Annotated in this window: 28 protein-coding genes; 15 read left to right on the forward strand and 13 right to left on the reverse strand. The window is 68.1% G+C overall.

Features of this window, described 5'->3' with window-relative positions:
• Positions 1 to 53 precede the first annotated feature (53 nt).
• The 3 genes from AB9O74_RS10480 to AB9O74_RS10490 all read left to right on the forward strand — a co-directional run bounded on the left by AB9O74_RS10480 (position 54) and on the right by AB9O74_RS10490 (position 2,168).
• Positions 54 to 683 carry a 2-hydroxychromene-2-carboxylate isomerase gene (locus AB9O74_RS10480; RefSeq protein WP_369349269.1) on the forward strand — a complete coding sequence of 210 codons (630 nt, stop codon included), beginning with the start codon at positions 54 to 56 and terminating at the stop codon, positions 681 to 683.
• Positions 684 to 772: 89 nt separating this feature from the next.
• Entirely contained in the window at positions 773 to 1,717 is a 945-nt protein-coding gene (locus AB9O74_RS10485) for a DegV family protein (protein ID WP_346478867.1), read from the forward strand.
• Between the two features lie 112 nt (positions 1,718 to 1,829).
• Complete coding sequence (locus tag AB9O74_RS10490) at positions 1,830 to 2,168, forward strand: hypothetical protein (protein WP_179460084.1); 339 nt, start codon at positions 1,830 to 1,832, stop codon at positions 2,166 to 2,168.
• On the opposite strand, the gene AB9O74_RS10495 is transcribed toward AB9O74_RS10490, so the two are convergent.
• From AB9O74_RS10495 to AB9O74_RS10510, 4 genes are all read right to left on the reverse strand, one after another.
• A complete protein-coding gene (locus AB9O74_RS10495) occupies positions 2,141 to 3,646 on the reverse strand; it encodes an efflux transporter outer membrane subunit (RefSeq protein WP_369349270.1) in 1,506 nt (501 codons plus the stop codon). The genes AB9O74_RS10490 and AB9O74_RS10495 overlap by 28 nt on opposite strands.
• Positions 3,643 to 4,698, reverse strand: coding sequence for an HlyD family secretion protein (locus AB9O74_RS10500; protein WP_369349271.1), 1,056 nt, complete (start codon positions 4,696 to 4,698; stop codon positions 3,643 to 3,645). The genes AB9O74_RS10495 and AB9O74_RS10500 overlap by 4 nt, the downstream gene beginning before the upstream one ends.
• Before the next feature lie 17 nt (positions 4,699 to 4,715).
• Positions 4,716 to 6,254 carry an MFS transporter gene (locus tag AB9O74_RS10505; protein ID WP_369349272.1) on the reverse strand — a complete coding sequence of 513 codons (1,539 nt, stop codon included), beginning with the start codon at positions 6,252 to 6,254 and terminating at the stop codon, positions 4,716 to 4,718.
• 180 nt (positions 6,255 to 6,434) lie between these two features.
• A complete protein-coding gene (locus AB9O74_RS10510; RefSeq protein WP_176988224.1) occupies positions 6,435 to 7,349 on the reverse strand; it encodes a LysR family transcriptional regulator in 915 nt (304 codons plus the stop codon).
• Positions 7,350 to 7,497: 148 nt separating this feature from the next.
• Here AB9O74_RS10510 and AB9O74_RS10515 point away from each other — a divergent pair, with 148 nt between their 5' ends.
• Positions 7,498 to 7,995 carry a universal stress protein gene (locus tag AB9O74_RS10515; RefSeq protein ID WP_369349273.1) on the forward strand — a complete coding sequence of 166 codons (498 nt, stop codon included), beginning with the start codon at positions 7,498 to 7,500 and terminating at the stop codon, positions 7,993 to 7,995.
• Here the strand turns inward: AB9O74_RS10515 and AB9O74_RS10520 are convergent.
• Both AB9O74_RS10520 and AB9O74_RS10525 read right to left on the reverse strand, forming a co-directional pair.
• Positions 7,938 to 9,359 (reverse strand): diguanylate cyclase, encoded by a 1,422-nt coding sequence (locus tag AB9O74_RS10520; protein ID WP_369349274.1) that lies wholly within the window; start codon positions 9,357 to 9,359, stop codon positions 7,938 to 7,940. The two genes, AB9O74_RS10515 and AB9O74_RS10520, sit on opposite strands and share 58 nt — an antisense overlap.
• Positions 9,360 to 9,473: 114 nt before the next feature.
• On the reverse strand, positions 9,474 to 10,379 hold the full coding sequence (locus tag AB9O74_RS10525; RefSeq protein ID WP_369349275.1) for a LysR family transcriptional regulator: 906 nt from the start codon (positions 10,377 to 10,379) through the stop codon (positions 9,474 to 9,476).
• Positions 10,380 to 10,499: 120 nt separating this feature from the next.
• Here AB9O74_RS10525 and AB9O74_RS10530 point away from each other — a divergent pair, with 120 nt between their 5' ends.
• From AB9O74_RS10530 to AB9O74_RS10540, 3 genes are all read left to right on the forward strand, one after another.
• Positions 10,500 to 11,369 carry a pirin family protein gene (locus AB9O74_RS10530; RefSeq protein WP_369349276.1) on the forward strand — a complete coding sequence of 290 codons (870 nt, stop codon included), beginning with the start codon at positions 10,500 to 10,502 and terminating at the stop codon, positions 11,367 to 11,369.
• A 63-nt stretch (positions 11,370 to 11,432) separates the two neighbouring features.
• Positions 11,433 to 12,113 carry an isochorismatase family protein gene (locus AB9O74_RS10535; protein WP_346478863.1) on the forward strand — a complete coding sequence of 227 codons (681 nt, stop codon included), beginning with the start codon at positions 11,433 to 11,435 and terminating at the stop codon, positions 12,111 to 12,113.
• 86 nt (positions 12,114 to 12,199) lie between these two features.
• Complete coding sequence (locus AB9O74_RS10540) at positions 12,200 to 12,838, forward strand: hydrolase (protein WP_346478862.1); 639 nt, start codon at positions 12,200 to 12,202, stop codon at positions 12,836 to 12,838.
• Between the two features lie 42 nt (positions 12,839 to 12,880).
• Here AB9O74_RS10540 and fghA read toward each other — a convergent pair whose 3' ends face one another.
• The 5 genes from fghA to AB9O74_RS10565 form a co-directional block, all read right to left on the reverse strand.
• Positions 12,881 to 13,711, reverse strand: coding sequence for an S-formylglutathione hydrolase (gene fghA / locus AB9O74_RS10545; RefSeq protein WP_369349277.1), 831 nt, complete (start codon positions 13,709 to 13,711; stop codon positions 12,881 to 12,883).
• A gap of 48 nt (positions 13,712 to 13,759) precedes the next feature.
• Complete coding sequence (locus AB9O74_RS10550; protein WP_176988220.1) at positions 13,760 to 14,869, reverse strand: S-(hydroxymethyl)glutathione dehydrogenase/class III alcohol dehydrogenase; 1,110 nt, start codon at positions 14,867 to 14,869, stop codon at positions 13,760 to 13,762.
• A gap of 55 nt (positions 14,870 to 14,924) precedes the next feature.
• Positions 14,925 to 15,200, reverse strand: coding sequence for a metal/formaldehyde-sensitive transcriptional repressor (locus AB9O74_RS10555; protein ID WP_176988219.1), 276 nt, complete (start codon positions 15,198 to 15,200; stop codon positions 14,925 to 14,927).
• A 190-nt stretch (positions 15,201 to 15,390) separates the two neighbouring features.
• The gene (locus tag AB9O74_RS10560; protein ID WP_369349278.1) at positions 15,391 to 15,777 is read right to left on the reverse strand and encodes a hypothetical protein; all 387 of its coding nucleotides are present in this window, start codon (positions 15,775 to 15,777) and stop codon (positions 15,391 to 15,393) included.
• Between the two features lie 123 nt (positions 15,778 to 15,900).
• Positions 15,901 to 16,785 carry a LysR family transcriptional regulator gene (locus AB9O74_RS10565; protein WP_369349279.1) on the reverse strand — a complete coding sequence of 295 codons (885 nt, stop codon included), beginning with the start codon at positions 16,783 to 16,785 and terminating at the stop codon, positions 15,901 to 15,903.
• 106 nt (positions 16,786 to 16,891) lie between these two features.
• On the opposite strand from AB9O74_RS10565, the gene AB9O74_RS10570 reads away from it, so the two are divergent.
• Positions 16,892 to 17,950, forward strand: a complete 1,059-nt coding sequence (locus tag AB9O74_RS10570; protein ID WP_369349280.1) for an NAD(P)-dependent alcohol dehydrogenase — start codon at positions 16,892 to 16,894, stop codon at positions 17,948 to 17,950.
• A gap of 120 nt (positions 17,951 to 18,070) precedes the next feature.
• On the opposite strand, the gene AB9O74_RS10575 is transcribed toward AB9O74_RS10570, so the two are convergent.
• A complete protein-coding gene (locus AB9O74_RS10575; RefSeq protein ID WP_369349281.1) occupies positions 18,071 to 19,435 on the reverse strand; it encodes a glutamate--cysteine ligase in 1,365 nt (454 codons plus the stop codon).
• Between the two features lie 163 nt (positions 19,436 to 19,598).
• Here AB9O74_RS10575 and AB9O74_RS10580 point away from each other — a divergent pair, with 163 nt between their 5' ends.
• From AB9O74_RS10580 to AB9O74_RS10590, 3 genes are all read left to right on the forward strand, one after another.
• Positions 19,599 to 20,297, forward strand: a complete 699-nt coding sequence (locus AB9O74_RS10580) for a VIT family protein (RefSeq protein WP_369349282.1) — start codon at positions 19,599 to 19,601, stop codon at positions 20,295 to 20,297.
• 3 nt (positions 20,298 to 20,300) lie between these two features.
• Positions 20,301 to 21,134, forward strand: a complete 834-nt coding sequence (locus AB9O74_RS10585; RefSeq protein WP_346478854.1) for a helix-turn-helix domain-containing protein — start codon at positions 20,301 to 20,303, stop codon at positions 21,132 to 21,134.
• Between the two features lie 96 nt (positions 21,135 to 21,230).
• Positions 21,231 to 22,208, forward strand: a complete 978-nt coding sequence (locus AB9O74_RS10590) for an MBL fold metallo-hydrolase (protein ID WP_369349283.1) — start codon at positions 21,231 to 21,233, stop codon at positions 22,206 to 22,208.
• A gap of 153 nt (positions 22,209 to 22,361) precedes the next feature.
• Here the strand turns inward: AB9O74_RS10590 and yihA are convergent, their stop codons facing one another.
• The gene (yihA, locus tag AB9O74_RS10595; RefSeq protein ID WP_179460072.1) at positions 22,362 to 22,985 is read right to left on the reverse strand and encodes a ribosome biogenesis GTP-binding protein YihA/YsxC; all 624 of its coding nucleotides are present in this window, start codon (positions 22,983 to 22,985) and stop codon (positions 22,362 to 22,364) included.
• Between the two features lie 155 nt (positions 22,986 to 23,140).
• Here yihA and AB9O74_RS10600 point away from each other — a divergent pair, with 155 nt between their 5' ends.
• The 4 genes from AB9O74_RS10600 (at position 23,141) to AB9O74_RS10615 (ending at position 26,450) form a co-directional block, all read left to right on the forward strand.
• Positions 23,141 to 23,938 (forward strand): cytochrome c, encoded by a 798-nt coding sequence (locus tag AB9O74_RS10600; protein WP_369349284.1) that lies wholly within the window; start codon positions 23,141 to 23,143, stop codon positions 23,936 to 23,938.
• Positions 23,939 to 24,067: 129 nt separating this feature from the next.
• Complete coding sequence (locus AB9O74_RS10605) at positions 24,068 to 24,712, forward strand: thiol:disulfide interchange protein DsbA/DsbL (protein ID WP_369349285.1); 645 nt, start codon at positions 24,068 to 24,070, stop codon at positions 24,710 to 24,712.
• Between the two features lie 122 nt (positions 24,713 to 24,834).
• Positions 24,835 to 25,662, forward strand: coding sequence for a thiol:disulfide interchange protein DsbA/DsbL (locus AB9O74_RS10610; protein ID WP_369349286.1), 828 nt, complete (start codon positions 24,835 to 24,837; stop codon positions 25,660 to 25,662).
• A 50-nt stretch (positions 25,663 to 25,712) separates the two neighbouring features.
• Entirely contained in the window at positions 25,713 to 26,450 is a 738-nt protein-coding gene (locus AB9O74_RS10615) for an endonuclease/exonuclease/phosphatase family protein (protein WP_346478937.1), read from the forward strand.
• Positions 26,451 to 26,550: the final 100 nt, after the last annotated feature.

Here is a 26,550-nt window from a genome sequence, read left to right on the forward strand (position 1 = left end):
GCGGCGGCCCTGCGTTCGGCGACCCTGTCGCCCTGCCCCGTGAGCATCCGACCATGGCCCTGCGCTGGTATTTCGATTTCGTCTCACCGTTCGCCTATCTGCACTGGCAGCAGCTCAAGGCCTTGCCGCAGTTCAAGACCATCGTGCCGGTGCCGATCGCCTTCGGTGCGGTGCTGCATCACCTGGGCAACCTCGGCCCTGCCGAGATACCGGCCAAACGGGTGTTCACCTATCGGCAGGCGTTGTGGCAGGCGCGCAGTGCCGGGGTGACGCTGCGTTTTCCGCCGGGCCATCCGTTCAATCCGCTGGCGGCGCTGCGCCTGTGCCTGGCCGCCGGGGCCACCCACGAAACGGTCGACCTCCTGTTCAACTGGATCTGGCGCGACGGTCATGCCGGCGACAGCGCCGCGGCGCTCGCCCTGCCCGGTGCGATGCTGGACATCGCCGATGTCGCCGCGGCGATCAGCGTGCCCGCGGTCAAGGAGGACCTGCGGCGCAACACCGACGCCGCATTGGCCGCCGGGGTGTTCGGCGTCCCGACGCTGGCGATCGGGAGCGAGCTGTTCTGGGGCAACGACGCGCACCCGCTGATGCAGGCCGTACTGGCCGATCCCAGCCTGCTTGAGCAGGGCGAATGGGCCCGGATCGTGGACCTGCCGGTGGCCGTCGAGCGCAGCCGCTGAGGTCGCTCCGCCTCCCCGGTCAGGCAAAGCATCTCGTTTTGAGATAGCGTTCACGTTTCCGAACCTACAACCTGCCGGAGGGGCACAGGATGCGCATCGGAATCGTGGTCGACTCTGCGTGCGATCTGCCGCAGGACTTCATTGAACAACACAACATCGTGCTGCTGCCGATCACCGTCCGCATTGGCGAGGCCGTGCTGGCCGACCATCGCGACGAACAGGCCACACTGAGTTTCCTGCATGCCCACGTCGCCGAGCATGGCGCCGAGGCCGAGACCATTCCATTCAGCGTCAATCAGATCCGGGATCTGTTCCTGGGCAAGCTGGTGATCGATTACGACCATGTGTTCTGCATGACGATCACCAAGACCCGCAGCCCGATCCACGACAACGCGATGCAGGCCAGCTTCGCGATCCTCAACGACTACAAGCCGGTGCGACAGGCGGCAGGCTTCAACTCGCCGTTCGCGCTGCGCGTGCTCGATACCCAGAACCTGTTCGCCGCCCAGGGCGTGACCGCGGTCGAAGCGGTCCGGCTGCGCGACAGCGGCGCGAGCGTGCAGCAGATCCGTGAGCGGCTGGAACTGCTGGCGCACAACGTGCACGGTTACATGATCACCCGCGATCTGTACTACATGCGCGCCCGTGCACGGCACAAGGGCGACCGCAGCGTCGGCCTGATCAGCGCCGCGCTGGGCAGTGCGCTGGACATCAAGCCGGTGCTGCATGGCTACCGTGGCGAGACCGGGCCGGTGGCCAAGATCAAGGGCTTCGACAACGCCGTGCAGAAGCTGTTCGATTTCGTCGGGCAGCGGGTCAAGGCCGGCCTGATGACGCCGACGGTGTGCATCAGTTACGGCGGTGAGCTGGCCGACCTGCAGGCCCTGCCCGGTTATAGCGCGCTGCGCGAGACGTGCCAGGCGCATGGCGTGGATGTATTCGAGGCGGTGATGAGCCTCACCGGCATGGTCAACGTGGGCAAGGGCGCGGTGACGATAGGCTTTGCCGACGGCCCCCACACCTTCAGCGGCTGACCACACTGGTCAGCATCGCAGCGGCCATGCCACGATCCCGGCACGGCCGCCGGTTCTGCACGCGGATTGCACCGCGTCTCTGCCAGCCTTGCCGCATTCAATGGAGGTAACCATGCCCGTAAGTTATGACATCAGCCTGCCGGACCCGGCCAAGGCACGCGGCAACGACCCGGACCTGTCCTTCCACGCCCAGGGCGCGGCGGGACTGGCCGAAGAACTTCAGAACGCCCTGCGCACCACGGTCCTGTTCGACCGCTGGCGCGCCAAGCAGGACGATCCCGACGCAGTCGATCCGCAGTGGGGCGCGACCGATCCGGCCGCCACCGTCACCGGTGCGCAGGACGATCTGCGGATCAACCTCGTCGCCACCACCAGCATCGACAGCGACGTGTTCAAGCAGCGCCTGCGCATGCTGGCCGGCAGTCACTGGGAACTGCGCAACGTCCGCTGAGCGATGTTGCCCGCCCCGTTGGCAGCCGACGCGCTGCCAGTGGCGGCGGCGCCGGCAGCGTCATCGTGCCAGCCACCGCCGAGCGCGCGGTACAGATCCACCCGTGCGATCGCCGCCGCTGCCTGGCTGCCGGCGAGCGCGGCCTGGTTGTCCAGCGCGATGCGCTGGGTGGTCAACACATCCAGCATGTCGATCACGCCCGCCTGGTACTGGCGGCGCGCCGCGGCGAGCGCGCGATCGCTTTCTTCCACGGCCACCTGCAGCGCTTTTCCACGCTGCTGCTCGGCACTGTAACCATCGATCGCATCATCCACGTCGTGCCAGGCCTGCAGCACGGCTTTCTGGAACTGCAGGCCGGCCTCGCGTTCCTGCAGCCGGCTCAGGGCAAGATTCGCCTTGAGCCTGCCCCCCTGGAAGATCGGCAGGCTGAGCGCCGGGCCGATGCTGAAGCGGTGCGCGTTCCAGCCATCCAGGTCGTCGAGCTGTTTGGCCTGGAAACCGGCATCGCCATTGAGCGTGATGCGCGGCAGGAAGCTGGCCTTGGCCACGCCGATGCCGGCCGTGGCGGCATGCAGGGCCGCTTCCGCGCGACGGATGTCGGGACGGCGTTCGACCAGGTCACCGGGCAGTCCGGCCGCCATCGTGGGCAGGGCCGGCCAGTCGCGCCGTGCGCCCTCCAGCTGTGCGTCCAGGGCCTGGGGCGATTGGCCCAGCAGCAGCGCCAGCGCGTTGCGCAGTTGCGATTGACGATGCTGCAGCGGGGCCAGGCGCGCGTCCAGCGCCGCGACCTGGGCCGCCGCACTGGCCACCTGCAACGTGGTCGCCACGCCCTGCTGCTGGCGGGCCAGGGTCAGGCGCTGGACGTCGCGGGCGATGCGCAGGTTGTCCACGGTGATCGTCAGCAGCTGCCGCGTCGCGCGCAGCTGCAGGTAGTCGCGCGCGGTTTCAGCCATCACCGCGGTCTGCACCGCATGCCCGTCCTCGTTGGCGATCTGCACGCGGGCATCGGCGATCTCGACCTGGCGGCGCACACGTCCCCACAGGTCCAGTTCCCACCCCAGCGCGATGCCGGCCTGGAACAGCCCGTAATCCTCGCGCCCGGCATTGCCGGAGGGGTCGTTCAGGCCCGCTTCGCTGTTGCGCGCGCGGGTGGCACCGGCCGTGGCGCTGACGGTGGGCGCACGATCGGCGGCACGGATTCCGCGCAGCGCGCGGCTCTGCGCCACGCGGTTGGTGGCGAGCTGCACATCCAGGTTGGCCTGCATGGCCTGGCTCGCCAACGCCGCCAGCAGCGGGTCGTCAAAGCCGTTCCACCATGCCGCATCCGGGGCGAAGGCGGCGGCGGTGATCACCTGGCCCTCCCACTGCGCCGGCAGGCTCGGCTCGGGGCGCACGAAATCGGGGCCGAGCGTGCAGGCGGCCAGCGCAGCGCACAGCGCACTGCCGGCGCCCACGCGCAGCATGTGCCCGATCATCATGCGCCCTCCCCCGGCAGCGCGCGGCCACCGCTGTCCAGGTCCACCCGCGCCTCCACCGACATGCCCGCGCGCAGCTTGCCGGCCAGCGGCTGGTCCCGATCGAGCAGGATCTTCACCGGGATGCGCTGGACCACCTTGGTGAAGTTGCCGGTGGCGTTCTCCGGGGCAACCGCGGCGAAGGTGACCCCGGTGGCCGGGGCGATGCTGTCGATCCGGCCATGCAGCGGCTGGCCGGGGAACACGTCCACCTGTACGTCCACGCGCTGTCCGGCCCGCATCCGCGTCATCTGCGTTTCCTGGAAGTTGGCGACCACGAACGCCTGCTGCAGCGGCACCACCGCCAGCACCGGCGTGCCCGGGGTGAGGTAGGCGCCCACGCGCACCGCGCGGCGGCCGACCATGCCATCGATCGGCGCGCGCAGCTGCGTATGCGACAGGTCCAGCTCGGCACGGGCCTGTGCGGCTTCGGCCCGCTGCACGGTGGCCTGCGCGGACTGCACGCTGGCGGTCAACAGCGCGGTGCGCTGGCGTGCGTTGAGCACGGCGGCCGTGCCCTGCTGCAGATGTGCACGGGCGACCGCCTGGCGCGACTGCGCCTGCTGTGCGTTCTGCACGGTGCCGGCGCCGTCGCTGGCCAGCGCCTGGTAACGGCGCTGATCGGCCTGGGCGAGGCTGAGCTCCGCGCGGCTGACATCCACGCTGGCCTGGGCCTGGTCGATCACCGAGCCCTGCTGGGCCAGCGCGGCCTGTGCGTTGGCCAGCTGCGCCTGCGCATTGGCGAGGTCGGCATGCGCCGCCGACAACGCCACCTGGTAGTCGCGGTCGTCGATGCGCGCAAGCACATCGCCGGCCTTGACCGTCTGGTTGTCCTGCACGCGGACCTCGCTGACGAAGCCGGCGATCTTCGGTGCGACCACGGTGAAGTCCGCGGTGACGTAGGCATTGTTGGTGGACTGGTGGCGGCCGTCGCGCAGCAGCCACCACGCGCCGCCGGCAAGCAGCAGCACGCCGGCGGCGATGACGAAGGGAACAGAGGTGCGATGCAGGGACACGGGGGACTTCCTTGAATTCAAGCCACGGCACGTGGCGGATAAATGCGCGTGGGCAGCCACGGAATCAGCGCGATCAGCGCCACCGCCACCCACGCAACGAGGAGATAGAGATCGGCCGAGGTCAGCGCCACCACCTGCGCGTGCAGGCGTGCGCCCAGGCCCGCGGCGCCCCCATCGAGCCACGGCGTGTTGCCGAGGCGGTCGACCAGCACCGTGGAATGCACATGGCCGCGCACGGTGGTGAGCGCCTCGAGCACGCCGCCGGCGAACACCGCGGCAAAGCCTTTGACGGTGTTGAACCACGCCGAGGCGAACGGGCCATCGGTCGGTGCCAGGCTGCCGGTGGCGAGCATCAGCAGCGGCAGCACCGCCATCGGCTGGGCAATGACCTGGATGACCTGCAGCCACACGAAATTGTCGCGGTGCCACTCGGTGGTCAGCTGCGCGCCCAGCGCGCAGGCCAGTGCCAGCAGGCCCAGGCCGATCGCCTGCACCCAGCGGCTGTCCACCCGGCGCTGGTTGAGCAGGGTCGCCACCAGGGGCAGCGCGATAAGTTGCGGCAGAGCGACCCACAGCAGCATCGGTGCGGTCTGCAGCGGTCGGTAGCCCTGCACCTTGGCCAGGAAGCTGGAGGGAATCATGATCACCGCCAGCAGCACGAACAGCACGCCGCCCAGGGTGATCAACGCGTAGCTCAGGTTGCGGTTGGCCAGCAGCTGCAGCTTGAAGAAGGGCAGCGGGTGCGACCATTCGTTGTAGAAGAACAATGTCAGCAGACCGGTGCCACCGCCGAGCAGCAGGCAGATCAACGGCGAGGCGAACCAGTCCAGCCGCGGCCCCTGCACCAGTCCGATCACCAGCATCACCAGCGCCGGAAACCCCAGCGCCAGGCCGACGCCGTTGAACTGTGCGAAGCGCTCCAGCCGCAGCGGATCCTGCGGCAGGCCCCAGGCCACCATGCCCAGCGCGGCCAGGCACCACGGCACGATCTGCCAGAACGCCCAGTGCCAGCCCACGTACTCCACCCACAGCGCCGCCATCGGCGTGCCCAGGCTCGGGCCGAACGTGGCGGTCAGCGCGTAGCCGGCCAGCCCGTACAACTTGATGCCCGGCGGCAGGAAGCGCAGCGCCACGCTCATCAGCAACGGCGGCAGTGCACCGCCGGCCAGCCCCTGCAGCGCGCGCAGGATCAGGAACGAGGGCAGGTCCGGCGCGAACGGACACAGCACGCCCAGCACCATGAAGGCGCCGATCATCACCAGCGCGAAACGGCGCAGCGAGAAGGTCACCGCACACCACGGCGCAAACGCCATCGCGCTGACCGACATCGCCGTGTACAGCGCGATGATCCAGCTGCCGTCATCGACACTGAATCCCATCGCGCCCCGGATGTCGGCCAGCGCGACCTTGGTGACGTTTTCGTTGATGCCGGAGATCAGCACGGCCAGCAACACGCCGCACAGGCCGACCGCCAGGCGCAGGCCGAACGCGGCCTGGGCGGGTGGTGCGGCGGGCACGGCAGTCGCAGCCGGCAACGGGGCGGCGACGGCACTCATCGGGCACCGCCGGAACGCGGGCAGTGCAGTGGGAACAACACGGACATGAGTCCACTCCACGACGGGGAGCGGCAGTCTAGGCAGCGCCGATGCTGCGAAAAATGCTGCGCCGGCCATCGCTGGCGTGCATCAGACGCACGCCTCACCGATCACCGTACGCGTGGCCGTGGTCGCGGCGCGTCAGGCCTGGGTGGATTCCGCGTCGCACATCGCCTTGATGCTGCGGCGCAGCCAGCGATGCGCCAGATCGCTGTCCAGGCGGGGATGCCATGCCTGCACGACAATCGCGCTGCGTACCGGAATCGGCAGTTCGAACAGGCGCAGCGGGACGCCGAGGCGTTCCAGACGCCCCAGCATGACGCTGGGCATCTGCGGCAGGATCAGGTCCGAATCGGCCGCGGCGAAGATCGCCGAATGGAAGGTCGGCATGATCTGCGCGACGCGCCGGGTCAGGCCCAGCGCTTCCAGGTCTTCATCGATCGGGCCATACCAGCGTCCACGGCGCGATACGGCGATGTGGTCGAAGGCCACGAAGCGCTCGGCAGTGATCTCCTCGGCGAAGATCGGGTGGCCCTCGTGCGCGGCTCCGAAGAACGAGGTGCTGAACAGGTTCTGCACCTTGGTATCGGCACTCAGCTTGCTGACCGCACTGATGTGCAGATCGATCCGGCCCTGCGCCATCGCATCGTCGTCCCCATCGCCCTCGGGCACGAAGCGCAGCACCGAGCACGGCGCCTGCGCCTTGAACAGCTCGCGCATGCGGCCACCATAGGTGCCGACGAACACATCATTGGCGCGGATGCTGAAGGTGCGCTCCAGCGTCATCATGTCGACCTCGCGGCCGGCATTGAAGACCAGGTGCGCCTGCTCGATCACGCCGCGCACCTGCTCACGCAGCTGCAGCGCGCGCGGGGTCGGGGCCAGGCCGCGCCCGGCGCGGACCAGCACCGGATCGCCGATCGCCTCGCGGATCCGGCCCAGGGTGCGGCTCATCGCCGGGGCACTGAGGTTCATCCGCCGCGCCGCGCCGACGACGCTGCCCTCCTCGATCAGGGCGTCCAGGGCAATGAGCAGATTCAGATCGGGCATGGTCACGGCAGTATCACCTTCAACGTGTGCCGGTGACTTTACTGCAATCCAAACTCACCATTCATGCGCATGGCGCACGCCTCAGCTGCGGCGCACGGCATGGGTCCGGGGCGGACGTTGGGCGATCCTGATGCCCCCTCGATCGAGAATGCCGATGTTCACCAAGATACTCGTGGCCCTGGATGGCGGGCCGCAGCATGCGCAGGTCCTGGACCTGGCCGCGTCGCTGGCCGGCCCCGCCTCCCGGCTGCACCTGCTGTGCGTGCTGGATCCCGCGTTCGCGCTGGCCGACGACGCACCGCGTGCCGAGCATGCCGAATACCCGGCCGCCGATGACCAGGTCCATCAGGCCGAGCGCCTGCTCGCCATCGCACTGGACTACCTGCGCGAACGCGGCATCGACGGCATCGGCCACCACCCCGCCGGCGAGCCGGCGCAGGTGATCTGCGATCACGCCCGCCAGCACGGCTGCGACCTGATCGTGATCGGCCACCGCCATCTTTCGCGCATGGAGCGCCTGCTGGACCGCTCGGTCGGGCAATGGACGGTGGATCACGCGCCCTGCCCGGTGCTGGTGGAAGTGCGCGACCCCACTCAGCCCGGTTCGCCGTCCGCTTCCACCCGATTGCGCCCGCCCCGCTTGGCGGAGTAGAGCGCCGTGTCCGCCGCCGCCAGCAGTTCGGCCGGGTCGGCGTCCAGCACCAGGCGCACGGTCCCGACGCCGATGCTGATCGTCACCGGCCGTCCCGACTCGGCGGACGGCAACTGCAGCTGTTCCACCGCATGGCGCATGCGCTCGGCGAGGGCCGGCGCGCCGTCCAGTGGCGACGACGCCACCACCACCGCGAACTCCTCACCACCATACCGGGCGACCAGATCGGTGCTGCGCACCGCGCAGCCGGCCAGCGTCGCGGCGACCAGGCGCAGGCACTGGTCGCCGGCCGGGTGACCGTACCGGTCATTGAAGTCCTTGAAGCAGTCGATATCCACCATCAGCAATGCGATGCCCTGCCCGCTGCGTCGCGCCCGCTCCCACGCATCACGCAGGCTCTGGTCGAACTGCCGGCGGTTGGCCAGGCCGGTGAGGCTGTCGATCCGCGACAGCGCATCGAGCTGGTCCTGGCGCGCGAACGAATGCATCTGCATCAGCACGCTGCGCAGGCCCGAGCCCAGCGTGGCCAGCACGAACCCCGCCACGGCCAGGTACGGATGGTCGCGGACCATCAGGGCCGACACCACCATCAGCGACACCGCCAGGATCAGCGGGCTGCCGGCACGCACGGCCATCACCAGTGTGCGCGGTACGCGCACGTCGCCGCGTCGTGAAGGTCGCAACGCCATCACCGCCAGCAACAGGAACGGTACGTCGATCAGCAGATCGACCCGCCCGCCGTAACTGCCTTCCGTGTCGACATGGTTGATGTACGCGGCCACGCCCAGGTACACCCAGGCGAACACGCACAGCGTGCGGAAGAACACGCGCCGGGACGCGTCCTCGCTGGCCCGCCAGCGCAGCAGCGCGAAGCCGGCGATGAAGATGTTCTCCACGTCGAACATCAGCCGCAGGTGCTCGATGCCCTCCTCGCCCGCATCGTTGAGCGTGGCGAAGGAGAACGTGTAGACGAAGAACAGGTAACCGAGCAGCAGTGCGAGCAGCGCATCGATCAGGCTGAGATACCACGGCTCATGCCGCGGATGGGCCATCGCGAAGGTGAGCGGCACGCCGTACAGCACGTACAGCAGCATGCTCAGCCCCGGCGTCGCATCGGCGTTGCCGCGGCCGACCTCCTGGTACATGTTCAACGCCATGCCCGCGGCCCAGAGCCCCATGCCCAGCGCCATCGCGTACCAGCCGACGATCGACGCGCTGCGGCGGCCCCGCCACACACAGGCCATCGCGGCCAGCACGGGTGCCCCGATCAGGAACGCATAGGACACCGGCAGCGCATGCGCGGGCAGCAGCACCAGCGCGATGCCGTGGCACAGCAGGTACAGCACCGACAGCCAGACCACCATGCGGCTTCCATCCCGATGCGGCGTTGCGACCAACATACAAGGTTGCCCGGCACCTGGGGATCAATTCATCCCGCGTTGACGGGGCGGGTGCGGCAAGGCGGCGGGGCGCGCCGGTTACTCTTCCTCGAGCTGCTGGAAGCGTTCCGCCAGGAAATCGATCAGCGAGCGCACCGAGGGCAGCAGCCCGCGCCGCGAGGGGAACACCGCGTGGATGATTTCCCGCCGTGGCGCCCACGCGGGCAGCACATGCACCAGCGTGCCGGCGGCGATCTGGTCGCACACCATCATCCTTGGTAGCTGCACCACGCCCACGCCCGCCACCGCGGCTGCGCGCAGGGTCAGCATGCCGCGGGTGACCAGGCGCGGCCGATGATGGATGTCCGCGCGCGTGCCGTCCGGGCCGAACAGATTCCAGACGTGCTCGTTCTGCGGCAGGCCCAGCTCCATGCTTGGCCACGCGGCGAGATCGGCCGGCACCTGCGGCAGGCCCAGCCGCTCAATCAACGCCGGGCTGGCGACCAGGCACTGGCTGCGCTCGGCCAGCACCCGCATCACCAGCTCGGTGTCCTGCAGCGGCGGCGGCCGCACCCGGATCGCGATATCGATGCCTTCGGCAATCAGATCGACCCGGCGGTTGGTGGCGTCCAGCTGTATCTCCACCCCCGGGCACTGCGCCAGGAAGTCGGCAATCATCTCGCCGACGCGCGTGTCCAGCAGCGCGACCGGGCATGCCACGCGGACGATGCCGCGCGGCTCGCTGCGGGTGAGTTCGATCGCTTCCTGCGCGGCCTCGGCTTCGACCAGCATCGCCTTGCAGTGCGCATGGAAGGTCTGACCGACCTCGGTGACCGAGAAATGCCGCGTCGAGCGTTGGATCAACCGTACCCCCAGCCGCTCTTCGAGCAACGCCACCCGGCGGCTGAGCTTGGACTTGGGCATGCCCAGCGCCCGTCCCGCCGGCGCGAAACCACCGTGATCCACCACCTGGGCGAAATAGTAGAGGTCATTGAGATCCTGCATGGCGCCTCCAGCGTTCACGAAATAGGACTATGAGGATAGATTCTGCCGACTACCGGCGCCAGCGTCCTGAATCCATCATCTCCTCCATCAGACAGGGGCGTGGCCCCGGAGGAGTTCGACATGAAGAAGATTCTCGGCATCTACAGCGCCCCGAAGGCGCATTGGGTGGGCGACGGCTTCCCGGCCCGGACCCTGTTCTCCTATTCCAGCCACGGCCAGCAGGTCAGCCCGTTCCTGCTGCTGGACTACGCCGGTCCGATGGCGTTCACCCCGGCCGCACAGCCCCGCGGCGTTGGCCAGCATCCGCACCGTGGCTTCGAGACCGTCACCATCGTCTATGAGGGCGAGGTCGAGCATCGCGACTCCACCGGCGCCGGCGGCACCATCGGCCCCGGCGACGTGCAGTGGATGACCGCTGCCTCCGGCATCCTGCATGAAGAGTTCCATTCCCACGCCTTCACCCGCACCGGCGGCACGCTGGAGATGGTGCAGCTCTGGGTGAATCTGCCGGCCAAGGACAAGATGGCCGCGCCCGGCTACCAGACCCTGCTGGACGCGCAGATTCCGTCGGTGGCCTTGCCGGACCAGGCGGGACGCGTGCGCGTGATCGCCGGTGAGTTTGACGGCCAGCATGGCCCCGCGCGCACCTTCACACCGATGGATGTGTGGGACCTGCGCCTGCTCCAGGGGCGCAGCGCCCGGCTGCCGGTACCGGAGGGACGCTACGTCGCCCTGGTCGTGCTGCGTGGCAGCGTGCAGGTCAATGGCAGCCAGGCCGTGCACGAGGCGCAGCTGGTGATGCTCGATCGCGATGGCAGCGCGCTTCAGATCGAGGCCAACAACGATGCCACGGTGCTGGTGCTCAGCGGCGAACCGATCGATGAGCCCATCGTGGGCCACGGACCCTTCGTGATGAACAGCCAGGACGAAATCAGCCAGGCCTTCGCCGATTTCAAGAGTGGCCGCTTCGGCCAGATCGCCCAGGCGTGATGTCCCCGTGCCGGTGCTTCCCACCGGCACTTCCTTTCCCTGCACGTACCAAGAATCCCCGCAATGACGACTCCAGCCAACTTCAACGGCGCCGCACCGGTCATCGACCCCGACCAGGCCGCCATGCTCCTGATCGACCACCAGAGCGGCCTGTTCCAGACCATCGGCGACCTTCCCTTCACCACGGTGCGTGCGCATGCCGCGGCCCTGGCGAAGATGGCCAGCCTGGCCGGGTTGCCGGTGATCACCACCGCCTCGGTGCCGCAGGGGCCCAACGGCCCGCTGATTCCGGAGATCCATGCCAACGCCCCACACGCGCAGTACGTGGCACGGCGCGGCGAGATCAACGCGTGGCACAACCCGGATTTCGTCGCCGCGGTGAAGGCCACCGGGCGCCGCCAGCTGATCATCGCCGGCACCATCACCAGCGTCTGCATGGCCTTCCCGGCGATCGCGGCAGTGGCCGACGGGTACCAGGTATTCGCGGTGGTCGACGCCTCGGGCACGTACTCCAAGATGGCGCAGGAGATTACCCTGGCCCGCGTCGCGCAGGCCGGCGTGGTGCCGATGGACACCGCCGCGGTCGCCTCCGAGCTGCAGCGCACCTGGCATCGCGAAGATGCCGCGCAGTGGGCGGAGATCTACGGCCACATCTTCCCCGCCTACCAGCTGCTCAGCGAGAGCTATGCCAAGGCGCGCGACGTGGAGCAGCACGGCGAAGTGCTGGATTCCCAGCGCGATTGACGCACCCCTGTCCTCCGTGGCGGTGGTCGTTGCCATCGCCATGACCCGGCCGCCCGGCGGCCTCCCCTTGCCCAGGAGTATTTTCCATGGCAAGCGAACCCATCCGTGATCCTGTCACCGATCACCTGCTGACCCCGCAGAACGCCGCCTTCATCATCATCGACTACCAGCCGGTGCAGGTGAACTCGATCGCCTCGATGGACCGGCAGTTGCTGGTCAACAACATCGTCGGTACCGCCAAGGCCGCCGTCGCCTACGGGCTGCCGATCGTGCATTCCACGGTCAATGTGCGCAGCGGCCTCAACAAACCGCCGATTCCGCAGCTGCGCAAGGTGCTGGCCGACCATCCCACCTACGACCGCACCACGATCAATTCATGGGAAGACACCGCATTCCGCGAAGCGGTGCAGGCCACCGGGCGCCGCAAGCTGATCATGACCGCCCTGTGGACCGAAGCCTGTCTGACCTTCCCCGCCCTGGATGCCCTGAAGGAGGGCTACGAGGTGTACGTCGTGGTCGATGCCGTTGGCGGCACGTCCCTGGCCGCGCATGACGCGGGCCTGCGACGCATAGAACAGGCCGGCGGCAGGATGATCAGCGTCCCGCAGCTGTTCTGTGAGCTGCAGCGCGATTGGCAGCGCCAGGACACGGTGCCGGCGTTCATGGATCTTTTCATCCAGACGGGCGGCACTGCCGGTATCCAGTTCTCCTACGATCGCGAATGAGCGACGCAACGGCCACGCTCCCGCGTGGCCGTTGGGCGGGCATCAACCGTGCAACGCCTTGGCGTGATGCGCGATGTGCTCGCCGATGAAGCTGCTGATGAAGTAATAGCTGTGGTCGTAACCGGGCTGCAGGCGCAGCGTCAGCGGGTGACCGGACGCGGTGCAGGCGGCCTGCAGCCACTGCGGCTGCAGCTGGCTGTCCAGGAACTCATCGCCACCGCCCTGGTCGACCAGCAACGGCAGGCGCTCGGTGGCCGTGGCGACCAGCTCGCTGGCATCCCACGCCGCCCAGCGGGCGCGGTCCTCGCCGAGGTACGCGGCAAAGGCCTTCTGGCCCCACGGCACGCGGGTCGGCGCGACGATCGGCGAGAACGCCGAGATGCTCCTGTAGCGACCGGGATTCTTCAACGCGATCACCAGTGCCCCATGGCCGCCCATCGAGTGACCACTGATGCTGCGCGCGCCCGTCGTCGGGAAATGCGCCTCGATCCATGCCGGCAGTTCCTCCGCCACATAGTCGTACATGCGGTAGTGCGCGGCCCACGGCTGCTCGGTGGCGTTGAGATAGAAGCCGGCGCCCTTGCCCAGGTCATAGCCCTCGGCATCGGCGACGTCATCGCCGCGCGGGCTGGTATCCGGCGCGACCAGGATCACGCCATGCTCGGCGGCGTAGCGCTGCGCACCCGCCTTGGTGATGAAGTTCTGTTCGTTGCAGGTCAGTCCGCTGAGCCAGTACAGCACCGGCAGCTTCTGCGTGGCGGCCTGCGGCGGCAGATACACGGCGACGTTCATGTCGCAGCCCAGCACCTGCGAAGTGTGGCGGTACACGTCCTGCCAACCGCCGGACGCGGCGCGGTGTTCGATGCGTTCCATGGTGATTCTCCATAGGGGCGGCGCGGATCACGCGCCGCCCTCAGTGATTCAGAAATGCACGACCGAGCGGATCGACTTGCCTTCATGCATCAGGTCGAACGCGTCGTTGATCTCGTCCAGGCCCATCGTGTGGGTCACGAACGGGGCCAGTTCGATGTCGCCCTTCATGGCATCTTCGACCATGCCCGGCAGCTGGCTGCGGCCCTTGACGCCACCGAAGGCGGTGCCCTTCCATGAGCGGCCGGTGACCAGCTGGAACGGACGGGTCGAGATTTCCTGGCCCGAGCCGGCCACGCCGATCACCACCGATTGGCCCCAGCCACGGTGCGCGCATTCCAGCGCCGCACGCATCACGTTGACGTTGCCGATGCACTCGAAGGTATGGTCCACGCCCCAGGTGGTCATCTCGACGATGACCTGCTGGATCGGCTTGTCATGGTCCTTCGGGTTGACGCAGTCGGTCGCGCCGAACTGCTTGGCCAGTTCGAACTTGGACGGGTTGGTATCAATCGCGAAGATGCGGCCGGCCTTGGCCTGGCGCGCGCCCTGGATCACCGCCAGACCGATGCCACCGAGGCCGAACACCGCCACCGAATCGCCCTCCTGCACCTTGGCGGTGTTGTGCACTGCGCCGATGCCGGTGGTCACGCCGCAGCCGAGCAGGCACACGTGCTCCGGGTTGGCGTCGGGGTTGATCTTGGCCAGCGAGACTTCGGCCACCACGGTGTACTCGCTGAAGGTCGAGCAGCCCATGTAATGGTAGATCGGCTCGCCGTTGTAGCTGAAGCGGGTGGTGCCATCGGGCATCACGCCCTTGCCCTGGGTGGCACGCACGGCCACGCACAGGTTGGTCTTGCCCGAGGTACAGAACAGGCACTCGCCGCACTCGGCGGTGTACAGCGGGATCACATGATCGCCCGGCTTGACGCTGGTGACGCCCTCGCCCACTTCGACCACGATGCCGGCGCCTTCGTGGCCGAGCACGGCCGGGAACAGGCCTTCCGGATCATCGCCGGACAGCGTGAACGCGTCGGTGTGGCAGACACCGGTGTGGGTGATTTTTACCAGCACTTCGCCTTTCTGCGGCGGAGCGACATCGATCTCGACGATCTTGAGCGGTTCGCCAGCGGCGAAGGCAACGGCGGCACGGGATTTCATGGGGAGCACTCCAAGGCAGGGAACAAGGATGGGCAGCACGCGGTCGCCCGCATACTTATTTCAGATAGGACCGGATCAGCATGCTCATCTCGCGCACGCGCTCATCGCGCTGCGCATCGGATTTCGCCGGCTGCCCGAACTCTTCGCGCAGATGGGCCTCCATCACCTCGGACATCAGTCCGTTGACGGCACCGCGGATCGCGGCGATCTGCTGCAGCACCGGCCCGCACTCGGCGCCGGCGTCCAGCGCGCGGTCGAGCGCATCGCACTGGCCACGGATCCGACGGACCCGGGCGAGAACGCGCTTTTTTTCCTGCGGTGAATGGGGCATGGGAGCGAGGCCGGTTAACTATACTGGGGGTGAGTATACAGGACCGGCGAAATCGGGGTCATTGACAGGCTGCCTGCCGGGCACGGAAGCATCCACGCATGGCGTGGATCTACCCGTGATTGCGGTGGTTCAACGAAGGGTGCATGGCATCGCGTGCAGTGCAGCGGAATGCGTCAGAACGCCGCCTTCCTCAGTGCTGCCGGGCCTTGCGGTCGTTTCGCCAGGCCAGGCACACCCGGACCACCAGCAGGGCGGCGAACGCCACGACCACGCCCTTGACCAGCGGCGCCGACGCTGCGCCGGGCTGCGGCCGGAACGCCAGCCACACAAAGGTGGCGGCCAGGCCGCTGTACGCCAGCAGCAGCAACCACTTGGCGGCACGCGCGGAGAACGGCAAGGCAACGGCGGGCGCCGCCGCCAACAGAGCGGCCGCCACGGTGACCGTCCAACTGGCGCCGATCATCATCGCGATAGTGACCGCGACGCAGACCAGGAGCAGTGCGCCGATGATGACGAAATACGCCAGCACCCAGGAAACAAGCAGGTCGAACAGCTTCCGATTGTGCATCCCTTCCATGTGCCATCTCCTTCTGGTCATACCGCGATGTGATCGCTGCGGGGCACCCACGAGGCCTCCGCTCGCGAAACCAGCCTACCCAACGGGGACGCGCGCCACCAGTGCAGGCCTCTCCCGCCGGTCCTACCCCCGCAGCAGATCGATGAACGCCCGCAGCGCGGACGACATCTGCCGCTGCCGCGGGTAATACACCGCGAAACCCGCGAACGGCTCGCTCCAGTCTTCCAGTACCGCGACCAGCCGGCCGTCATCCAGGTACGGACGCGCGGAATCCTCAAGCACATAGGCGAGGCCAAGTCCGTCCACCACCGCCTGCAGGATGGTGTTCTGGTCGCCGAGGGTGAGTCGCCCCGGCACATCGATTTCCAGCGCCTGGCCATCGCGTTCGAACTGCCACTTGTACAGATGGCCGCTGGCGAAGCGGAACCGCACGCACTCGTGGTGGATCAGATCGCGCGGATGCCGGGGTGTCTCGCGTCCTTCAAGGTAGGCCGGCGCACCGACGATCAAGCCGCGCAGTGCCGGCCCGAGCGGCACGGCGACCATGTCTTCGGGTACCGATTCATGCAGGCGCACACCGGCGTCGTAACCGCCGGCGACGATATCGACCAGACCGTCATCCTGGGCCAGCTCCAGACGCACATCCGGATGGGCCAGCAGGAACTTCGCCAGGCGTGGGCCGAGCTGGGTCTGGACCGCGGCGCGGGTGGCGTTGATGCGCAGCAGGCCGGCCGGTGCGGCACGGAAATGGTTCATCTCCTCCAGCGCGTCATGCACCTGCCCCAGCGCAGGCTGCAGGCGTTCGAGCAGGCGCTGGCCGGCTTCGGTGAGGGCGACGCTGCGGGTGGTGCGATGGAACAGGCCCACGCCCAGCCGCTCTTCCAGCGCGCGGATCGCGTAGCTGACCGCCGAGGTGGACAGCGCCAGCTCGGCGCCGGCCTTGCGGAAGCTGCGGTGGCGGGCCACGGCGGCGAAGGCGGCCAGATGGGTCAGGTTGTCAGTGGCCATGATTATCCCGTTTCACTTGATGAATCATGCCGATATCCTGACTGTCTGTGCACGGGATCGGGGCGTATTGTAAAGCGCCTTTCTACAAACCTGCCAAGGATTCCCCATGTCCCTCGCCCATGGTTATGCGGTGCACGACCAGACCGCGCCGCTGGTGCCGTTCTCCTTCGAACGTCGCCCGGCCGGCCCCGATGACGTGCGCATCGAGATTCTCTTCAGTGGCATCTGCCACTCCGATCTGCATCAGGCCCGCGACGACTGGGGTGGTTCCAAGTTCCCGATGGTGCCGGGCCACGAGATCATCGGCCGCGTGACCGAGGTCGGCGCCAACGTCACCGGCTTCAAGGTCGGCGACTTCGCCGGCGTCGGCTGCATGGTCGATTCCTGCCGCCACTGCGCGGCCTGCGATGAAGACCTGGAGCAGTACTGCGAGAAGGGCGCGACCTTCACCTACAACAGCACCGAGCGCGAGAGCGGCCAGCCGACCTTCGGCGGTTACTCCGACCACATCGTGGTCGAGCAGCGCTTCGTGGTGAAGGTGTCCTCAACGCTCGACCTCAAGGCCGCCGCGCCGCTGCTGTGCGCCGGCATCACCACCTATTCGCCGCTGCGCCACTGGAAGGTCGGCCCCGGCCAGAAGGTGGGCGTGATCGGCCTGGGTGGCCTGGGCCACATGGGCGTGAAGTTCGCCAAGGCGATGGGCGCCACCGTGGTGATGATCACCACCACCCCGGAAAAGGGTGCCGATGCCAAGCGCCTGGGGGCCGACGAGGTGCTGGTCTCGCGCGATCCGGCGCAGATGAAGGCACATGCGGGCAGCTTCGATTTCCTGCTCAACACCATCCCGGTCAGCCACGACACCAACCCGTACATGTCCCTGCTCAAGCGCGATGCCACGATGTGCCTGGTCGGCGTGCTGACCGAGTTGGATCCGCCGCTGATGGGCGCTTCGGTGATGTTCGGCCGCAAGCACATCACCGGCTCTGCGATCGGCGGCATGGCCGAGACGCAGGAAATGATGGACTTCTGTGCCGAGCACAACATCGTCAGCGATGTGGAAGTGATCGACATCAAGACCGTCAACGAGGCCTGGGAGCGCATGGCGAAGAACGATGTGCGCTACCGCTTCGTGATCGACATGGGCACGCTGGAAAAAGCGGCCTGATACACGCGCGCCGGCCGGCACGTCACCGGCCGGCGCGTTTTGAAGCGCATGCCGACCAACGGTCGGCATCTACCGATCGCGGTAGGTGACAACCGTTGGTTGTCACCCCGGATCAACCGCTCAGTACGCGAATTCCTTGAACACCGGATCGATGTTGCCGCCCCACTCGCCATGGAACAGCGCCAGCTTGCGATCGGCCGGGGTCAACCCGGAATCGACGATCTCCTGCAGCACGTCCAGGAATTTGCTTTCATCCTGGCCATCGGCATTGCGCGCGGCGCGGCGCTTGAGGCCGGCCACGGCGATCTTCAGTGCTTCGCGCGACAGATCAAGCACGGTGCCGTTGCGGAACGGCAGCTTCAGCCCATGGCGCGGCACGCCATCACGCAGGACATTGCGCTCGACCAGGCTGAAATCGCGGACCAGGTCCCACGCGGCATCGAGCGCGGCATCGTCATACAGCAGGCCTACCCAGAATGCGGGCAGCGCGCACAGGCGGCTCCATGGGCCGGCGTCGGCCCCACGCATTTCCAGGTACTTCTTCAGCCGCACTTCCGGGAACGCGGTGGTCATGTGATCGGACCAGTCGCGCAGCGTGGGCAGCTGGCCCGGCAGCACCGGCAGCTTGCCGACCATGAAATCGCGGAAGCTCTGGCCGCTGGCATCGTGGTACTTGCCGTCGCGGTAGGAGAAGTACATCGGCACGTCGAGCAGGTAATCGACGTAACGCTCGTAACCGAAGCCGTCTTCGAAGACGAAGTCGAGCATGCCGGTGCGGTCGTTGTCGGTGTCGGTCCAGATGTGCGAGCGGTAGCTCTGGTAGCCGTTGGGCTTGCCTTCGGTGAACGGCGAATCGGCGAACAGCGCGGTGGCGATCGGCTGCAGCGCCAGCGACACGCGGAACTTCTTCACCATGTCCGCTTCGGTGGCGTAGTCCAGGTTGACCTGCACCGTGCAGGTGCGGGTCATCATGTCCAGGCCGAGCGTACCGACCTTGGGCATGTACTCGCGCATGATCTTGTAGCGGCCCTTGGGCATCCACGGCATCTCATCGCGCGTCCACTTCGGCTGGAAGCCCATGCCGAGGAAGCCGAGCTGCAGTTCGCCGGCGACCTGCGCCACCTCGTTGAGGTGGGTGCCGGTTTCCACGCAGGTCTGGTGGATGGTTTCCACCGCCGCGCCGGACAACTCCAGCTGGCCGGCCGGTTCCAGGGTCACCGAGGCGTTGTCGCGCAGCAGCGCGATGGTGCGTCCGTCTTCCTGTACCGGATCCCAGCCGAAGCGGGTCAGGCCGTTGAGCAGCGCTTCGATGCCGCGGTCGCCGTCGAAGGTGGGCGGGCGCAGGTCATCCAGGCGGAAGCCGAACTTCTCGTGCTCGGTGCCGATGCGCCACTGCGCCTTGGGCTTTTCGCCGGAGGCCAACGTGGCGACCAGTTCATTACGGTCGGTGATCGGCGTCTCGGCGACGTGGCTGGGGCTCGACAAGGGGAGGCTCGCAGAATTCTGGTCAGGGCGGGGATGTGGGGTTCGCGCCCCCGCATCGCAAGGGCGCACTATATCGTGGCGTCCCCTGCCGTCGTGTCACCGTGACGGTTTTCAGCATCCTACTGGCATGGGCTTGACGCTGCCTTGGCCCTAAACTGAGCCCATGAGCAGATCCCGTCATCCGGAAGTCCATCGCTCCGACCGTGTCGGCTGGCTGCGTGCCGCCGTGCTCGGCGCCAATGACGGCATCGTCTCGGTGGCCGGCCTGGTGGTCGGTATCGCCGCCAGCGGCGCCTCGGCCTCGACGATTCTGGCCACCGGCATCGCCGGGACCGTGGCCGGCGCGATGTCGATGGCGGCCGGTGAGTATGTCTCGGTGCAGTCCCAGGCCGATACCGAGCTGGCCGACCTGGCGGTGGAAAAGCGCGAACTGCACGAAGACCCGCACAGCGAGCTGGAGGAGCTGGCGGCGATCTACCGGCACCGCGGGCTGACTCCCGCACTGGCGCATGAAGTCGCTACACAGCTCACCGCGCACGACGCGCTCGGCGCCCACGCCCGCGATGAGCTCGGCATCACCGAGGAGCTGCGCGCGCGCCCGATGCAGGCGGCCCTGGCCTCGGCGGGCGCATTCGTCAGTGGTGCGGCATTGCCGGTGCTGACCGCGCTGCTCGCCCCGCATGCCATCGTCGGCCAGGCGACCACCGTCGTCACGCTGCTGGGACTGTGCCTCACCGGCACCCTGGCCGCGCATGCCGGTGGCGCCTCGCGCCTGCGTGGCGCGCTGCGCGTGACCTTCTGGGGCGCGATCGCGATGGCGGCGGCCGCCCTGGTCGGCCGACTGTTCAACGTGGCGGGCTGAGCGATGTCCGTGCCGATCGATACCACCACCTCCCTGCTGGCGACCCTGGCCAGCCTGGCGGACTGCCAGCGCGCGGACGGCTACGCCTGCATCACCGCGCGCCGCGAGCATGGCGCCTCGTCGGTGGAGATTCCACAGCCGCAGTTCGCGATCCTGCTGCAGGGACGCAAACAGGTGCGCACCGCGCAGCAGTCCCTGGAATTCGCGCCGGGCGATCTGTTCCTGATCACCCGCCGCTGCCGCATCGATGTGGTCAACATTCCCGATCCGCATAGTGGGCTCTACCTCAGTGCGATCGTGCCGATGTGCGCCGAAGCGCTCACGGCCGCGCGGGCGCTGTGGAACGAGCCGTTGCCCGAGGCCGGCGATGCGCTGGCCAGGCTGCCGCTCGCCGAGCATGGCGCGACCCTGCTGCAGTGGCGGCAGGCGCTGGAACACGGCCAGTACACCGAAGCACGGCTAGCCCTGGCATCGCTTGCCGTGGCGTTCTGCCGGCGCGGGCACGGCAGCCTGCTGGTTCCCCCGGAGCCCAGCCTGGGTGAGCGCATCCGCGATCTGATCGCCGCCCAGCCCGAGCGCGACTGGCAGTCGCGCGATTTCGAAGCGCAGCTCGGCCTCAGCGGTGCGACGCTGCGCCGGCGGCTGGCCAGCGAGCAGTCCAGCGTGCGCGAACTGATCACCGATGCACGGCTGGCACATGCCATGGGCCTGCTCTACACCACCCGCCTGCCGTTGAAGACGGTGGCCGCGCGCGTCGGCTACCGCTCGCTGGGCAGCTTCAGCAAGCGCTTCGTCGAGCGCTACGGGTTGGAACCGGCGGCGATCGGCAACAGCTGAGCGCGAGCGGATCGCGCGGCATTCTGAGCGGAACGCAGTCCGCAGGACGCGCAGCATGGGGACACCGCGGCGCTGCCGCCCTGTACGGAATCCGTCATGTCCTTCCCCCGCGTTCGTACGCTCGCCACGGCCCTGCTGCTGGCCGCTGCCGCCAGCCCCGCACTGGCCACCACCACGCACGCCCCGCGCGAGCAGGTGCCTGGCGTCTATCACCAGCAGATCGGCACGCTGCAGGTCACGGCGTTGTTCGATGGCACCGTCGCCCTGGGTCGGCAGGCGCTGGTCGGGATCGCGCCCGGCGCGGTCACCCGGCTGCTCGATCACCGCTACGTGCCGGAGGATGGCAAGGGCCTGCAGACCGCCGTCAACGCCTACCTGGTGCAGCAGGGCGATCACCTGACCCTGGTCGATACCGGGACCGCGCAGTGCTTCGGTCCCGGGCTGGGCCAGGTGCTGGGCAACCTGCGCAAGGCCGGCTACGACCCGGCCGAGGTGGATGATGTCGTGCTCACCCACGCCCATCCCGACCACCTGTGTGGCCTGCTCGATGCGCAGGACAAGCTTGCCTACCCGAATGCCACGGTGTGGCTGTCGGCCGCCGATGCCGCGTATTGGCTCGACCCGGCCAGCGAAGCGACCGCGCCGCAGGGCGTGCGCTTTGCCTTCGCGTTGGCGCGCAAGGCAGTGGCGCCGTATGCGGCGAGCGGGAAACTGAAGCGCTTTGCGCCTGGCGACCACTTGCCGGCCGGCATCACCGCACTGGACAGCCATGGGCATACGGTCGGCCATGTGTCCTATCGCATCGATGGCGGCGCCGGCCAGCAACTGCTGGTCTGGGGCGACCTCGTGCATTTCCACGCGGTGCAGTTCGCGCAGCCGCAGGCGTCGTTTGAAGCGGACAGCGACCGCGTGGCCGCGATCGCCAGCCGGCGCCGGATGATGGCGCAGGCGGCGGATCAGGGCTGGTGGGTGGCGGGCGCGCACCTGCCATTCCCGGGGCTGGGACACGTGCGTCGCGAAGGTGAGGCGTTTGCCTGGGTGCCGGGCGAATTCGCGCCGCTGCCGGCGGAATGAGGGGACACGACCGCGCCGTACAACGGGCGGCAGGCGCATTCCGGTAGTGCCGGCCGCTGGCCGGCACCCGATACATCTGATGGAAAGAGCAGCCGGCCAGGGGCCGGCACTACCGGCGCGGTGCGGCCCATTGGACCGCAGCAACGCCCGGGGTCAGGTCGCTTCCGGCGCCGGCTTGTTCAGGCCCAGCCAGCCGCCGATGATCCCACGGGCTTCATCCACGCCCTGGCGGGCGGGGCCGGAGAAGGTCTGCACGCTGACGGTATCGCCGAAGGAGGACTGCAGCTCCTTGCGCACCTTCTGCAGGGCGATGCCCTGCTGGCCGCGGCCGAGCTTGTCAGCCTTGGTCAGAAGCGCGTGCGCCGGCAGGCCGCGCTGCACCGCATAGGCGAGCATCTGGCGGTCGTAGTCCCTCAGCGGATGACGGATGTCCATCACCACCACCAGGCCACGCAGGGCCTCGCGGGTACGGAAGTACTGGTCGATGAAGGCCTGCCAGTGCGCCTGCAGGTCCAACGGGACCTTGGCGTACCCGTAACCCGGCAGATCGACCAGCTTGGCCTCCGGGGTGACCTCGAAGAACACCAGCTGCTGGGTGCGGCCGGGGGTCTTGGAGACCCGGGCCAGGCTGTTCTGGCGGGTCAGGGCGTTGAGGGCACTGGATTTGCCGGCGTTTGAGCGACCGGCAAAGGCGACTTCCGCGCCCACGTCGTCCGGCAATTGCCGGGTGTTGTGGGCCGAAAGCAGGTATTGGGCGCGTTCGAGGAGCAATGACATGGGTATAGGATCGCATGTCCGGGCCCGATCCGCGCTGCCCGCGCTCGGTTTTGCTGCACCCTGCGTTGACCGTGGCGTGAAACGGCGTTGATAATCGGGCGATCCCCGTGGTTGCGGTCCCGCAACCGCCAGGCCGGTCCACACGGAGCTTCCGCATGCGCCATGCTCGCGTTCTTGCCGTTTCCGCACTTGCTGTCTCGCTGCTCGCCGCCGTTGCCGTTGCCCAGACCTCGATCACCCCGTTGCCGGACAACGGGCCGATCAAGACCGCCTCGCTGGAGGTCGATTTCAGCAAAACCACCTGGGGCGATCCCAAGGCCGGGCAGACCAAGGCCGCGGCCTGCGCGGCCTGCCATTCGGCCGATGGCAACTCCACGGTGGAGATGTACCCGAGCATCGCCGGCCAGAGCGAGCGCTACAGCGCCCAGCAGATGGCCCTGATCGCCAATGGCCAGCGCACCTCCGGGGCTTCGGCGGCGATGGTGCCGTTCGTGCAGGACCTCACCCCGCAGGACATGCGCGACATCGGCGCCTACTTCGCCACGCAGAAGGCCACCGCCGGCATCGCCGACGATGGCGCCGTGGCCGAAGGCCCATACGCCGGCAAGAAATTCTTCGAGATCGGCCAGCAGCTGTACCGCGGCGGCGATGCCGAGCGCAGCATCCCGGCCTGCATGGCCTGTCACGGCCCGACCGGCGCCGGCAATCCGGGCCCGGCTTACCCGCACATCGGCGGCCAGCACTCGGCCTACGTTGCCCGTCGGCTGCAGGAGTACCAGGCCGGAACCACCCAGGAAACCGACAAGGCCCACTTCCAGATCATGGCCACGATCGCCAAGTCGCTGACCGAGCAGGAGATCCAGGCCCTGGCCAGCTACCTGCAGGGCCTGCACAACCGGGCCGATGATGTCGCCGCTGCCGCCACCGTTGCCGGGGGCACGCAGGCACCGTAACCACCGCCCGCACCGCAGCGCATCCCCTTGGTCGGATGACAGATGCGACCGCCGTGGCTGGCGGAGTATGTTCACTGCCACGCCGGCGACTGGGCCGGCGTCGTTTTTTCTGTATGGAGATGGATGTAGATGACGTTGATGCCCCGCCTGTTGTTCTTGCTGCTGGCCCTGAGCCCGTTGAGCACCCTCGCCGCCACCCCGACCCCGCTGGTGGAGGGCAAGGATTACGACCGCATCGCCGATGCCGGCCCGTTCGCGCCGCTGGCCGGCAAGGTCGAAGTCGTGGAGATGTTCGGCTACACCTGCCCGCATTGCGCGCACTTCGAGCCGCAGCTGGAAGCCTGGGCCGCCAAGCTGCCCAAGGATGTCCGCTTCACCCCGGTGCCGGCCGCTTTCGGTGGCGTATGGGATTCGTTCGCCCGCGCCTACTACGCCGCCGATCAGCTGGGCGTCGCCAAGCGCAGCCACCGCGCCATGTTCGACGCCCTGCATGAGAAGGGCTCGCTGCCGATGCAGAACGTCTCGCCGGATGAACTGGCTGCGTTCTACCAGGGCTTTGGCGTGGCCCCGCCGCAGTACATCGCCGCGCTCAAGAGCGATGCGGTGGACGCCAAGGTCAAGGCTGCCCGTGCCTTCGCCCTGCGCACCAAGGTGCCCGGCACGCCGACGCTGATCATCAATGGCGTGTACCTGGTCAAGGGCGACTCGTTCGAGGCCATGCTGCGCAACGCAGATGCCCTGATCGCCCGTGCGCGCAGCGGCAAGGCGCTCTGACAGCGCTCGCTGAACCATCACGCACCGTGCACGCGGGACGCTCGTTTCCGCGTGTCATCATGCTTCCCTGGCCGATGCTCCCAGCATCGGCCCCAACATGCTCATCCGCTGGAGATGCTTCGATGAAGACCCGTTTCGCCATTACGCTCATGGCCCTGCTGCCGATCCTGGCCGCCTGCAAGGCCCAGGACGGTACCGCCAACACCACCGCCCCGGCCGAACCGGCCGCGCCGAGCAGCACCCCGGCCACCGAAGCGGCGACGCCGACCGAGCAGGCCCCGGCCGCCAGCGGTGAAACCGCCGCCGCCGAGACCGCCGCTGCCGAAGCCACCACCCCGGCGCCGGCCCCGGCCTCCTCGCGCCCGACCGGCCCGGAGCCGGTCGCCGGCACCGACTATGTGGTGATCGAAAACGGCCAGCCGTTCCAGCCGGCCACCGGCAAGATCGAAGTCGCCGAGATCTTCGGTTACGTGTGCCCGGCCTGCGCCGCGTTCCAGCCGCTGATCGGGCCGTGGAAAGCTGGCCTGCCGAGCGACGTCAACTTCGTCTACGTGCCGGCGATGTTCGGCGGCACCTGGGATGACTACGGCCGTGCGTTCTACGCCGCGCAGGCGATGGGCCTGCAGGAAAAGACCCACGAAGCCATGTACGCCGCGATCCACGCCGAGCAGAGCCTGAAGGGCGAGCGCGGCCGTGATTCGGTCGAAGACATCGCCAACTTCTACGGCAAGCACGGCGCCGATCCGAAGCAGTTCGCCGCGATGATGGGCAGCTTCGCCGTCAACGCCAAGACCAACTCGGCCAAGCAGTTCGCCCAGCGCAGCAAGATCTCCGGCACCCCGTCGGTGATCGTCAACGGCAAGTACCTGGTCAAGGGCAAGGGCTTCCCGGACATGCTGCGCATCGCCGATCACCTGATCGCGCGCGAACGCGCCGGCAAGGCCAACTGATCCAGCACCAGCGAACCGTCGTGAATTCCCCCCACACGCGGACCCTGCGCCTGCTGACGGCCAACATCCAGGCCGGTTCGAGCACCCGCCGCTACAGTGACTATGTGACCCGCAGCTGGTCGCACGCACTGCCGGCCGGGCGAAAACGAACCAGCCTGGATGCCATCGCGCAGATGGCCCGTGAGCACGACATCGTCGGCCTGCAGGAGGCCGACCCCGGCAGCCTGCGCTCGGGCTTCACCAACCAGACCCACTATCTGGCCGAGCGCGCCGGCTTCAATTACTGGAGCCACCAGCCCAACCGCCGCATGGGCGGGGTCGCGTCCAGCGCCAATGGCCTGCTCAGCAAGCTCGAGCCGGTCGAGGTCCAGGACCACGCCCTGCCCGGCCGGATCGGCGGGCGCGGCGTGCTGCTGGCCAAGTTCGGTGAAGGCAGCCAGGGCCTGGCAGTCGCGGTGGCGCATCTGTCGCTGGGGACCAATTCGCGCATGTCGCAGTTGGCCTTCATCGCCGATCTGCTCTCCGAGCATCCCAACGCGGTGCTGATGGGCGATTTCAACTGCCTGGCCGAACGTCCGGAAATGCAGGTGCTGTACCAGAAGACGACGCTGCAGCCGCCGGGCTGCGTGGTGCCGACCTTCCCCAGCTGGCGCCCGGACCGGGCGATCGACCATATCCTGCTCAGCAACGGCCTGCAGCAACGCAGTGCCGAGGCGGTGCCGGCCGCGTTCTCCGATCACCTCGCCCTGGCGATGTCGATCGACGTGCCGAGCAGCGCGCTGCGCTGACCCCTGTGCACCCGCCGCCCTTGCGCGGCGGGCCTCGCAGCGGCGTAAACAGGCTGTCCACAGCGCCTGTGCGATAAATCCCGCCGTCTGCCGCTCCGGC

This window comes from Stenotrophomonas sp. JAG2, assembly GCF_041080745.1.
Lineage (GTDB): Bacteria > Pseudomonadota > Gammaproteobacteria > Xanthomonadales > Xanthomonadaceae > Stenotrophomonas > Stenotrophomonas maltophilia_AA.